The sequence below is a fragment of the Roseovarius sp. SCSIO 43702 genome (assembly GCF_019599045.1).
In the GTDB taxonomy this organism is placed as follows: Bacteria; Pseudomonadota; Alphaproteobacteria; order Rhodobacterales; family Rhodobacteraceae; genus Roseovarius.
In genome coordinates this window covers 1616233-1627517 of record NZ_CP080623.1, presented here as the reverse complement: position 1 = coordinate 1627517, position 11285 = coordinate 1616233, and the positions used below count along the sequence as shown (strand labels likewise).

Genomic DNA, 11285 nt, shown 5'->3' with positions numbered 1-11285 from the left:
TTGTTTGCCCCGAAAGGCTACGACGGAGGATATCATGGCTCTTTCACGCACCAGCGTTTCCAACGGCCCCGGCTCGCCCGAGGTCATCGGTATCTACGACGAGGACACGGGCAGCATCCAGTATATCGCCGCCTGCCCCGAAACGCGCGAGGCCGCGCTCATCGACGTGGTGATGGGCTTCGACCCGCAATCTGCCAGCACCGACGCCTCGGGCGCCGACGCCATCGTCGATCTGGCGCAGTCCGAAGGCTTCACCATCACGCATGTGCTCGACACGCACCCCCATGCCGATCACCTCATGGCGTCCCATTACCTTGCCCGGAAGCTCGGGGTGCCGAACGCCATCGGCGCCAAGCTGCCCGACATCGCCGAGCTCTGGCGCGACTACTACAACCTGCCCGACGCGTTCGAACCTTCAGGCGATTTCACCCATCTTTTCGAAGATGGCGACACGTTCAAGATCGGCAACCTGCCCGTGCGGGTGATGTTGTCGGACGGGCACACGCTCGGCTCGATCACCTACGTGGTGGGCGACGACGCGGCCTTCGTGCACGATACGTTCATGCAGCCCGACATCGGCACCTCGCGCGCCGACTTCCCGGGTGGTACGGCCGACGACCTCTACACGTCGCTCATGGAAATCCTCGAGCTTCCGGACCACACCCGCCTCTTCATCGGGCACGACTACGGCGGTGACGGGCGCGGCCCGGCGTGGGAATCGACCGTGAAGGAGCAGCGCCGCCACAACGCCCATATCGGTGGCGGCACCTCGCGCGAGGACTACATCTCGCTGCGCGAGGCCCGCGACCGCACGCTGGCCCTGCCCGACCGGATGCTGCACGTCCTCCAGATGAACCTCCGCGCCGGCCAGGCGCCCGCCCCCGAGGATGATGGCAACAGCTACCTCAAGGTCCCGCTCAACCGCTTCTGATGGTTCCCGCGCCGGTCGGGCGAAAAATCCCCGGCCGGCGGAACCAGGAGCACTCACGCGAGGTTGGACCCCAGTAACGCAATCGTGAGAACCACGAGAGATCGAGGACCAAATGTACAACATCTTTTATCTGATCGGATTGATCGTGGTGATACTCGCCATTCTCAATCTGGTGGCTTGAATCAGCGGGAGAGGATCATGAGCAAATCAACAGCAGAAGACGTGAAGGCCGAGGCGAAATCGGCCAAGGACGATCTCACGAAAGCCGCGCGCGACGCGGCGAAAGACGCCAAGCACGGTATCCAGGAAGAGGCCCGGCGACGTGCCGAGGGCGCCAAGGAAGGCGTCGCGGACGAGGTCCAAGACGTGGCCTCGGGCCTGCGCAAGGCCGCCGACGACATGCGCGACGGCTCCCCGCAGGAGCGCACCATCGGCCAGCTTGCCAGCGGGCTCGCCGACATCTCGGACGCGATCCGCGACAAGGATCTGGGCCAGGCCGCCAATGAACTCGGCGCCTTCGCCAAGCGCAATCCGCTTCTTTTCCTTGGCGGCGCGGCCCTCGCCGGTTTCGTGGCCACACGCTTCGCGACGGCCTCGGCACGCCGCGATGACGGCGACGGCACAAGCCATACCGCGGGCGAGGCCCGTCACACCGCCCCGGCCGCGCCCCGCACGCCGGCCACCCCCACCACACAAGGCCAGCAGCCGGGAGGCCGTTCATGAGCGATCCGACACATAACAAATCGACAACCGAAATCCTGAGCGACGCGCTCAACCACGTGAGCGCCCTCGTCCGCAAGGAAGTGGACCTCGCGCGGGCCGAGATTTCGGAAAACCTGAACAAGGCCGGCGTCGCCGTGGGCCTCATCGCGGGCGCGCTCATCGTGGCGCTCGTCTCGCTCAACGTCCTCGCGGCGGCGCTCGTCGCGGCCCTGACCAACGCAGGTCTGGATGCCGGGTGGAGTTCGCTCATCGTGGGCGTGGTACTGGCGGTGATCGCGCTGGTGATGGTCGGCAAGGGTCTCAATGACCTCAAGCTGAGCAGCCTCGCCCCGACGCGCACGACCGAGAACATCAAGCGCGACGCGCAGGCAGTCAAGGAGTCCTACAATGACAAGTGACACGAGATCAGCAGCGGAAATCGAACGCGAAATCGAACGCGAGCGCGAAGGGCTTCGCGACTCCATCGACGGGTTGCAGGATCGCCTCTCCTTTAACGGCATCGTGCGGCAGGTGGGCGACCAGGTCCGCGAACATGGCGGCGACGTGGGCCGTTCCATCGCCCGCTCGGTGCGCGAGAACCCCCTCGCCCTCACGCTGACGGGCGTGGGCCTCGCCTGGCTTATCCTCGGCAACCGCGACAGCGGATCAAGCCGGTCGCAGACCTATGCGCCCGACTACGGCACGCGCGGCACGCCCGGCGATACCCGTAGGCCAGTTCCCGATCGCGACCACCAGCGCTCCAGCACGCCTTCCCGGCTCGAAACGAGGGGAAGCGCGCAAGGCGGCCCCGGCACCGTCGCGACCACCGGCACCTCCCGTGGCACCGCGTCGCGCTCCGCGCCTTCATGGGCACGCGACTGGGACCGCGACGAGTTGGGAAGCGACGATGATGGCAGCTCGGTCGGTCAGCGCCTGTCCGATGCGGGCGACGCGGTGAAGGACACCGCGCACTCCGCGAAGAAGGGCGTTGAATCGGCCGCCGACAGCGTTTCGTCCAGCGCCGCCTCGGCACGCGACAGCGTCGCGTCTACGGCCGAGGATGCGCGCGACCGGGTGGCAGACACGGCGCAATCCGTGCGCGACAGCGCCGGTAACGTCTGGCGCAGCGCCGCGCATCGTACCGAAGCGATGAAACGCCGCGTGCTTGAAGGCACGGAAGATCTTTCCGACGAAGCGCGCAAGCGCATCGCCTCTGCCCGCCTCCGCGCCCTCGAAGCCAAGGAAGAGGCCGCGCGCCGCCTCAATCGCGGCGCCGACCAAGTGGCGGATTTCTACGACGAGCATCCGCTCGTTGCCGGAGCGCTGGCTTTCGCGGTCGGTGCGGCCATCGCGGGCGTTCTGCCCCGAACCCGCTTCGAGGACGAGAATATCGGCCGGTATAGCGACGATCTCTACGACGAGGCCGAGCGTATCTACGAAGAGGAAGTCGAAAAGGCCAGGAAGGTTGTGCAGGCCGGCGTCGACGAGGCCCGCAACGTGGCCTCCGAGATGAAGGAAAACGCCGATGACGCGGCCCCTGGCGACAAGACCGCCACCAAGGCTGCCGCCGACAAGGCCAAGTCCGCCGCGGGCCGCGTCGCGGATGCGGCGAAGTCCAAGGCCGAAGACGAGAAGCTCGGCGACGTGAAGGACGACGTCAAGAAAAGCTGACCTTCGCGCGGGCGGACCTCTCTCAGGGGGTTCGCCCGCGCCCCGACCCTTCCCGAACATACAGGATCGCCTGATGGCACGTGGCCGCCACGCTGAAACCCCCACCGACATTCCCGCCGCCGGCTGGAAGGACATCGCCTTCCGCGTCAAGGACGAGATCGCCGCCGACCGCGTAAGCCTCATTGCCGCCGGGGTAGCGTTCTACGCGCTTCTCGCACTTTTCCCGGCGATCACGGCCCTTCTGGCCATCGGTGGGCTGATCGTCGAACCTTCGCAGATCGTCACCGTGCTAGACGAGCTGACCGCGATCATGCCCGAGGACGTGGCCTCGATCATCCTCGACCAGGCCGAGAAGGTAGCCGGCTCCCGCGAAGGCGGGCTCGGCCTCGCCGCGGTCCTCGGCATCGTGCTTGCGCTCTACTCGGCGTCCAAGGGCGTCGGCAGTCTCATCGAAGGTCTCAACGTCGCTTACGACGAAGAGGAGACACGCAATTTCATCTGGCTCAAGGTCATCACCTTCGGCCTGACACTCGCGCTCATCCTCGGCGTCGTTCTGGCCATCATTCTCATGGTGGCGGTGCCCGCGGCCCTGTCCTTCGTCGAGCTTGGCTCGCGTGTCGAGATGCTGGTCACGGGCGCAAGCTGGCTCCTGATGCTCGTTCTCGTGGCGGTGGCCCTTGCGCTTCTCTATCGCTTCGGCCCCGACCGCGATCAGCCCGAATGGTCCTGGCTCTCGCTCGGCTCGGTTCTGGCTTGCGTGCTCTGGCTTGTCGCCTCCATCGGCTTCGCGCTCTACGTCTCGAATTTCGGCTCGTATAACGAGAGCTTCGGCTCTCTCGCCGGGGTGATCGTGCTGCTCATGTGGCTGTGGCTCTCGGCCTTCGTGGTCCTCATGGGCGCCGAATTCAATGCCGAACTCGAGGCGCAGACACGCTATGACACGACCGTGGGACCCGATGAGCCGATGGGTGAACGCGACGCCGAGAAGGCCGACAATCTCGGCGAAACGGCCGGTTGAAGGCCCGCGTCCGGCTCAGTAATCCTGCACGTCCCACACGCCGTCGAGGCTCTTGATCGCGCCCTTGATCTGGGGATTGACCGCGAATTCGCGGCCCGCGTCCATCTCCACCTCGCCGGGCAGGCCGTCATCCATCAGGCAGAAATGCACCGGTCCGCGCGCCGCGTTCCGCGCGGCCTCCTGCGCGCGGTCCAGCACGCTTGCCACGGTCGCGATCGCGTGCGGAGTCTCGATATAGATGCGCAGGCCCATGGCCCCCGCTCCGGCGACCACGATGTCGATGGGCTGCACCGACCGGGCAAGGAGCTTGAGCTGATCCGCCTCGTTCACTGCCTCGACCGTCACGACGATCTGCATCCCCGTTTCCAGGTATTCCCGCGCATTCTCGAGCGTCTCGGAGAACATCGTCACCTCGAACCCACCCGTCACGTCGCTCATCTGGACGAAGGCAAAGCGGTTGCCCCGCGCCGACTTGCGCTCCTGCCGGCCGGCCACGACACCGGCCATCTTCACCACTTGCGGCGCGTGGCGCACAAGCTCGGTCACCTCGTCGAGCGTCTTCACCTCGCTCCGCCTGAGCGCGCCCATGTAATCGTCGAGCGGATGCCCGGAAAGGTAGAACCCCACCGCCTTGAACTCCTCGGTCAGCCGCTCGGCGGGCAGCCAGTCATCGACCGGCACGATCCGCGGCTCGGGCAGGTCGTCGCCCGCCTCGCCAAAGAGCGACACCTGGTCGGAATTGCGCTGCTCGTGCACGGCGGCCGAGTAATTCATCAGCGCTTCGACGCTTCCGAAGACCCGCGCGCGGTTGCGGTCAAGCTCGTCGAACGCCCCCGCCCGCGCCAGCATCTCCAGCGGTCGCTTCCCGATGCGCTTCAGGTCGACGCGCCGGGCGAAATCGAAGAGCGTCGCGAAGGGCCTCTCGACGCCGCCCTCGTGCCGCCCCTCGACGATGAGCTTCATGGCCTCCACACCCACGTTCTTGAGCGCGCCCAGCCCGTAATGCAGCACACCACCCTTCACCATGAACCGCGCATCCGAACGGTTCACGCAAGGCGGCACCCAGGGCAGGTCGAGGCCCTTCTTCACCTCCTCGAAATAGACGGCGAGCTTGTCGGTCAGATGGATGTCGCAATTCATGACGCCCGCCATGAACTCGACCGGGTGGTTCGCCTTGAGCCACGCGGTCTGGTAGCTCACCACCGCGTAAGCTGCGGCATGAGACTTGTTGAAGCCGTAATTCGCGAACTTCTCGAGAAGGTTCCAGACCTCGAGCGCCTTGGCGTCGTCCACGCCGTTCTTCTTCGCCCCGGCAATGAACTTGGGGCGCTCCGCGTCCATCGCCTCCTTGATCTTCTTGCCCATCGCGCGGCGCAGCAGGTCGGCGCCGCCAAGGCTGTAGCCCGCCATTTCCTGCGCGATCTGCATCACCTGCTCCTGGTAGACGATGATGCCCTGCGTTTCGTCGAGGATATGGTCGATGCTCTCGTGCAGCGTGTCGCGTTCCGAGATCCCGTTCTTGACCTCACAGAACTTCGGGATGTTCTCCATCGGTCCGGGCCGGTAGAGCGCGACCAGCGCGATGATGTCCTCGATGCAGTCGGGCTTCATGCGCTTGAGCGCGTCCATCATGCCCGAACTTTCCACCTGGAACACCGCCACGGTGCGCGCCTTGGCGTAAAGCGCATAGGTCTTCTCGTCATCGAGCGGGATCTGCCCGATATCGTTCTCGGCGCCCTCGAAGGGCTCGTAGATCGTGCTGCCGTCCTGCGCGACATGCAGGTCGCGCCCCTCGCCGTGGATCTGCTCGATCGCGTTCTGAATGACGGTCAGCGTCTTGAGGCCCAGGAAGTCGAACTTCACGAGACCCGCCTGCTCGACCCATTTCATGTTGAACTGCGTCGCCGGCATGTCCGAGCGCGGATCCTGGTAGAGCGGCACGAGCTCGTCGAGCGGACGATCCCCGATGACCACGCCTGCGGCATGGGTCGAGGCGTTCCTGAGCAGACCTTCCACCTTCATCCCGTATTGCAGCAGCCGGTCCACGACCTCCTCGCGCTTGGCTTCCTCGCGAAGCCGGTCCTCCTGGACAAGCGCCTGGCTGATGCTTACGGGCTTCACCCCCTCGACGGGGATCATCTTCGAGAGGCGATCCACCTGACCGTAAGGCATCTGCAGCACGCGCCCAAGGTCGCGCACGGCGGCCTTCGACAGAAGCGCGCCGAAGGTGATGATCTGCCCCACCCGGTCGCGGCCGTATTTCTCCTGCACGTACTGGATGACCTCCTCGCGCCGCTCCATGCAGAAGTCGATATCGAAGTCGGGCATGGACACGCGCTCGGGGTTCAGGAACCGCTCGAACAGGAGGCTGTAACGCAGCGGATCGAGGTCGGTGATCGTCAGCGCATAGGCCACGAGGCTGCCCGCGCCCGAGCCGCGCCCCGGCCCCACCGGGATGTCACGCTCCTTGGCCCATTTGATGAAGTCCGCGACGATGAGGAAATAACCCGGGAACCCCATCCCCTCGATGATTCCCAATTCGAAATCGAGCCGCTTTTCGTATTCCTCGACCGGCGCCGCGTGCGGAATGACGGCGAGCCGCGCGGCCAGCCCCGCCTTCGCCTGCCGGCGCAGCTCGTCCACCTCGTCATCGGCAAAGCGCGGCAGGATCGGATCGCGCCGATAGGCTCCGAAGGCACAGCGCCGCGCGATCTCGACCGTGTTCTCGAGCGCCTCGGGCAGGTCCGCGAAGAGCGTCGCCATTTCCTGCGGCGACTTGAAGTAATGCTCGGGCGTCAGCCTGCGGCGCGGCCCGCTCTGGTCCACATAGGCCCCTTCCGCCACGCACAAGAGCGCATCATGCGCCTCGAACATGTCCTTGTCGGGGAAATAGACGTCATTCGTCGCGACAAGCGGCAGGTCCATGGCATAGGCCATCTCCACATGCCCCCGCTCGCTCAGCTTCTCGCCCTCGGGCTGGCCGTTCTCGCCCGGATGGCGCTGCAACTCGACATAGAGCCGGTCGGGAAATGCCCGCGCCAACCGCTGCAAGAGCGCCTCCGCCGCGGGCCGCTGCCCCGCTTGCAACAGCAGGCCCACGGGCCCCTCCGGCCCGCCCGTGAGGCAGATCAGGCCCTCCGCGTGCCGCTCGATCTCTTCGGGCAGGACGTGCGGCAGGGCGCCGTCGCCCCGCAGGTAGAGGCACGAGTTGAGCTTCATCAGGTTCTCGTAGCCCGTCTCGTCCTGCGCCAGCAGCACCACGGGCGCGGTGGCCTCCGCCCTGCCACTCGCACCGTAGGCGAGGTCAAGCTGGCAGCCCATGATGGGCTGCACCCCCGCCGCTTGCGCGCTCACCGAGAACTCCAGCGCGCCGAACATGTTGTTGGTGTCGGTCACGGCAACGGCGGGCATTCCCATCTTCTCGCAAAGGCCGGGCAGTCCCTTGAGCCGCACCGCCCCCTCCAGAAGCGAATACTCGGTATGGACGCGCAGGTGGATGAATCGGGGCTCGGCACTCATGGGGCGAGCTTACGCAACCCCTCCGCGCCGCGCCAGACCCCGCGCGCCAAACCACCTCTTGCAATCGCCCGCCGCAAGGGCAAGCTGCCCCTGGCTTCTCTCATCGAAAGGACATCGCCATGACCATGACCTGCACCGCCACCACCCTCATCGATGACGACCGCACCCGCGTCACCCGCTTCGACTTCAAGCCGGGCGAACAGACCGGCTGGCACCGCCACGGGATGAACTACGTGATCACCGCCGTGACCGATTGCCACATGCGCCTCGAACTTCCCGGCGGCGAGGTCGAGGAACGCCATGTCACCGCGGGCTCGGCCTATGCCCGCGACGAGGGGATCGAGCACAACGTGATCAACGGCGGCGATGCGCCGATGTCCTTCGTCGAGGTCGAATTGAAATAGCGTGGCCGGGCATCGCGGGGTTTTCTCGACTCGTAAACTCGTTTAGAAATCCCGAAAGTCACTTTCGGATTTTGCGAACATGCCCCAGATGCCCAACGTCCACGACGCCGAACCCATTCCCGAGGCGGCCCGTGCCGAGATAGATCGCCTGCTCCAGTCGGGCGATCTCTTCCGTTACACCGCCCCCTCGGACGCACCGGTGACGCTTCTGGAACGCGAATTCGCGGCCCTCCTCGGGAGCCGCTACGCCCTGGCCGTCTCAAGTTGCTCGGCCGCACTGTTCCTGTCGCTCAAGGCGCTTGGCCTGCCTCGCGACGCCCGCGTGATCATGCCGGGCTTCACCTTCGCCGCCGTGCCCTCCTCTGTCGTCCATGCCGACTGCGTGCCGGTCCTCTGCGAGGTGGGCGAGGACTACCGCATCGACATCGCGGATTTCACCGCGCGTCTCGAGGACGTGTCGGCGGTCATCATCAGCCACATGCGCGGCCACACCTCCGACATGGACGCGATCATGGCGGCCTGCGACGCGCGCGGCATCCCGGTGATCGAGGACGCTGCCCATTCGCTCGGAACCACCTGGCACGGGCGCAATATCGGCACGCTGGGCCGCGTGGGGTGCTTCTCGTTCCAGTCCTACAAGATGGTGAATGCCGGCGAAGGCGGGATCATGGTTTCGGACGATCCCGATCTCGTGGCCCGCGCGGTCATCATGTCTGGCGCCTACGAGCACAACTGGGCCAAGCACATGGGGCTCGACGAGGATGCCGAGCTCTCCGCCGCCTTCGCCCGCTGGCAGAATCGCCTGCCGCTCTACAACCTGCGGATCTCTAATCTCTCGGCGGCGGTCATCCGGCCCCAGCTCCCCGAGCTTGCCTCGCGCGTGCGCAAGGGCCGGGCCAACCACGACTTCGTGGCCGAACGGATATCGGCCTCACCCCATATCTCGGTGCCCGCTCCGCTCGCGCCCGAGCGCCGCGCGCCCGATTCGATCCAGTTCAACCTCGTGGACCTCACCGACGACGAAACCCGCGATTTCGCCGAGAGCGCGGCCCGGCACGGGGTCAAGGTTCAGGTCTTCGGGCAAAGCACCGACAACGCCCGCGCCTTCTGGAACTGGCAATTCCTTCCCGGCGGGATACCCGAACTGCCCCGCACGCGCGCCATGCTGATGCGGGCCTGCGACGTGCGCCTGCCCGTCCGCCTCACGCCCGACGATTGCGCGGCCATTGCCGATGCGCTCCTGGCCGCAATGGCGGAAACAACCCAGACCGCGCGCGCCTTCGGAACCTGACGACCCGGCCCGCCGAATTTTCGCTTGCCGGGCGCGAGAGGCTGGGCCACGGTCGCGACCATGAGCGATTTCTCCAAGGGCGCCGCGTGGATACGCGGCCAGATCGTCCCGATCTCCGAGGCCACGATCAGCGTGACCGACTGGGCCGTCACCCATTCGGACGTGACCTATGACGTGGTGCCGGTCTGGAACGGCGCCTTTTTCCGCCGCGACGCCTATCTCGCGCGGTTCGAGGCGTCGATGTCCGCGCTGCGCATGGATGTGGGAATGGACCGCGACGCCATCGTTCGCGCGCTCGACGGGATGGTCGCCCGCTCGGGCCTGCGCCGGGCCTACGTCGCCATGGTGGCGGCACGCGGCACGCCCCTCATCCCAGGCAGCCGCGATCCACGCGATTGCGCCAATCACTTCTACGCCTGGTGCGTGCCCTATATCCATGTAGTGCGCCCCGAACAGGCCGAGGCCGGTGTGGCCGTCCACCTGTCGAAGACGCTCCAGCGGATACCGCCGGCAAGCGTCGATCCCCGAGTGAAGAACTACCACTGGGGCGATTTCACCGCCGGCCTTTTCGAGGCCAAGGACGCGCGCTTCGAAACGGTGCTCCTGCCCGACGGCGCGGGCAACGTGACCGAAGGGCCGGGCTTCAACGTTTTCGCGCTCAAGGACGGCCGCGTCGCAACCCCACGCGAGGGCGCTTTGCACGGCATCACCCGCGACACCGTCATCCGCATGGCCCGCGACATGGGCTACGAGGTCGAGGAACGCGCGCTGCCTGTAACCGAGCTTCTTGACGCGGACGAGGTGTTTCTCTCGACCTCCGGCGGCGGCGTCGTGCCCGTCGTCCGGATCGACGACCGCCATTTCTCGAACGGCGCAGCCGGACCCGTGGCGCTCGCCCTTCGCAGCCGCTACTTCGAGCTTCTGGACGATCCCGCCTATCGCAGCGATATCGACTATCCCGACACCGACTGATCGAAGGTCGGCCTAACTCGCGTAATCCGATCCCTCGTGATCGAGGACCGCACGCAATTCGCCGAAATGCGCGTCCGCCTGGCCGGGATAATCCTCGAGCTCGCGCGCCGTCTTCTCTGCCACCTCGTCCGACAGAACGCGCAGCGGCTGACCGGTCTGAAGCGCGCGGATATAGGTCTCGGCGGCCCGCTCGAAATAGTAGAGCCGGTTGAACGTGTCCGCCACCGTGTCGCCGATCACGAGGACGCCGTGGTTGCCCATGATCATCACCTTGACCTTCGGATCGCTCAGAAGCGCCGCACAGCGCTCTCCCTCGCTCTCGAACGCCAGCCCGCCATAGCCCTCGTCGATCACGTAGCGGTCGAAGAAGGTCGCACAGTTCTGGTCGATGGGCGGCAGGCGGCTGTCCTCGAGGCTGGCCAGCACCGTGGCAAAGATCGAATGGACATGCATGACGCATCGCGCGTGCGGACAATGCCGGTGGATCGCGCCGTGCAGCCCCCACGCAGTCGGATCCGGCGCGCCGGGCTTCTCCATCGCCTCCGGGTCGTTCGCATCGAGATGCAGCAGTTCCGAGGCCCGGATGCGCGAGAAATGCCGCTGGTTGGGGTTCATCAGGAATTCGCTGCCATCCTCGCTCACTGCGAGGCTGAAGTGATTGGCCACCGCCTCGTGCAGGTCGAGCCGCGCGGTCCAGCGAAACGCCGCGGCAAGGTCGCAGCGTTCGGTCCAATGCGTGATGTTCGCGGCATTCCGCGCGGCGGTGCCGTCCATGGC

Annotated in this window: 10 protein-coding genes; 8 read left to right on the top strand and 2 right to left on the bottom strand. The window is 66.1% G+C overall.

Annotated features, from left to right (window positions below; all coding sequences use genetic code 11):
- The first annotated feature begins 34 nt into the window (after positions 1 to 34).
- From K1T73_RS07980 to K1T73_RS07960, 5 genes are all read left to right on the top strand, one after another.
- Positions 35 to 931, top strand: coding sequence for an MBL fold metallo-hydrolase (locus K1T73_RS07980; protein WP_220603395.1), 897 nt, complete (start codon positions 35 to 37; stop codon positions 929 to 931).
- Positions 932 to 1129: 198 nt separating this feature from the next.
- On the top strand, positions 1130 to 1654 hold the full coding sequence (locus K1T73_RS07975) for a hypothetical protein (RefSeq protein ID WP_220603394.1): 525 nt from the start codon (positions 1130 to 1132) through the stop codon (positions 1652 to 1654).
- Entirely contained in the window at positions 1651 to 2052 is a 402-nt protein-coding gene (locus K1T73_RS07970; RefSeq protein ID WP_220603393.1) for a phage holin family protein, read from the top strand. The genes K1T73_RS07975 and K1T73_RS07970 overlap by 4 nt, the downstream gene beginning before the upstream one ends.
- Entirely contained in the window at positions 2042 to 3304 is a 1263-nt protein-coding gene (locus K1T73_RS07965) for a DUF3618 domain-containing protein (protein WP_220603392.1), read from the top strand. Before K1T73_RS07970 ends, K1T73_RS07965 begins: the two co-directional genes overlap by 11 nt.
- A gap of 73 nt (positions 3305 to 3377) precedes the next feature.
- Entirely contained in the window at positions 3378 to 4322 is a 945-nt protein-coding gene (locus K1T73_RS07960) for a YihY/virulence factor BrkB family protein (RefSeq protein ID WP_220603391.1), read from the top strand.
- A gap of 15 nt (positions 4323 to 4337) precedes the next feature.
- Here K1T73_RS07960 and dnaE read toward each other — a convergent pair whose 3' ends face one another.
- Complete coding sequence (gene dnaE, locus K1T73_RS07955; protein WP_220603390.1) at positions 4338 to 7841, bottom strand: DNA polymerase III subunit alpha; 3504 nt, start codon at positions 7839 to 7841, stop codon at positions 4338 to 4340.
- Between the two features lie 119 nt (positions 7842 to 7960).
- Here dnaE and K1T73_RS07950 point away from each other — a divergent pair, with 119 nt between their 5' ends.
- The 3 genes from K1T73_RS07950 to K1T73_RS07940 all read left to right on the top strand — a co-directional run bounded on the left by K1T73_RS07950 (position 7961) and on the right by K1T73_RS07940 (position 10508).
- Positions 7961 to 8245: a cupin domain-containing protein gene (locus K1T73_RS07950; protein ID WP_220603389.1), complete on the top strand. Its 285-nt coding sequence runs from the start codon at positions 7961 to 7963 to the stop codon at positions 8243 to 8245.
- A gap of 79 nt (positions 8246 to 8324) precedes the next feature.
- The gene (locus tag K1T73_RS07945; protein ID WP_220603388.1) at positions 8325 to 9536 is read left to right on the top strand and encodes a DegT/DnrJ/EryC1/StrS aminotransferase family protein; all 1212 of its coding nucleotides are present in this window, start codon (positions 8325 to 8327) and stop codon (positions 9534 to 9536) included.
- A 60-nt stretch (positions 9537 to 9596) separates the two neighbouring features.
- Positions 9597 to 10508 (top strand): aminotransferase class IV, encoded by a 912-nt coding sequence (locus K1T73_RS07940; protein ID WP_220603387.1) that lies wholly within the window; start codon positions 9597 to 9599, stop codon positions 10506 to 10508.
- A gap of 12 nt (positions 10509 to 10520) precedes the next feature.
- On the opposite strand, the gene K1T73_RS07935 is transcribed toward K1T73_RS07940, so the two are convergent.
- Positions 10521 to 11282: a class II aldolase and adducin N-terminal domain-containing protein gene (locus K1T73_RS07935; RefSeq protein ID WP_220603386.1), complete on the bottom strand. Its 762-nt coding sequence runs from the start codon at positions 11280 to 11282 to the stop codon at positions 10521 to 10523.
- Positions 11283 to 11285 lie beyond the last annotated feature (3 nt).

Bases quoted from the DNA above. Each gene is read 5' to 3' on its own strand.
- K1T73_RS07980 (WP_220603395.1), top strand. From the start codon at position 35: ATGGCTCTTTCACGCACCAGCGTTTCCAACGGCCCCGGCTCGCCCGAG.
- K1T73_RS07960 (WP_220603391.1), top strand. From the start codon at position 3,378: ATGGCACGTGGCCGCCACGCTGAAACCCCCACCGACATTCCCGCCGCC.
- K1T73_RS07945 (WP_220603388.1), top strand. From the start codon at position 8,325: ATGCCCCAGATGCCCAACGTCCACGACGCCGAACCCATTCCCGAGGCG.
- K1T73_RS07950 (WP_220603389.1), top strand. From the start codon at position 7,961: ATGACCATGACCTGCACCGCCACCACCCTCATCGATGACGACCGCACC.
- K1T73_RS07970 (WP_220603393.1), top strand. From the start codon at position 1,651: ATGAGCGATCCGACACATAACAAATCGACAACCGAAATCCTGAGCGAC.
- K1T73_RS07965 (WP_220603392.1), top strand. From the start codon at position 2,042: ATGACAAGTGACACGAGATCAGCAGCGGAAATCGAACGCGAAATCGAA.
- K1T73_RS07935 (WP_220603386.1), bottom strand. From the start codon at position 11,282: ATGGACGGCACCGCCGCGCGGAATGCCGCGAACATCACGCATTGGACC.
- K1T73_RS07975 (WP_220603394.1), top strand. From the start codon at position 1,130: ATGAGCAAATCAACAGCAGAAGACGTGAAGGCCGAGGCGAAATCGGCC.
- dnaE (WP_220603390.1), bottom strand. From the start codon at position 7,841: ATGAGTGCCGAGCCCCGATTCATCCACCTGCGCGTCCATACCGAGTAT.
- K1T73_RS07940 (WP_220603387.1), top strand. From the start codon at position 9,597: ATGAGCGATTTCTCCAAGGGCGCCGCGTGGATACGCGGCCAGATCGTC.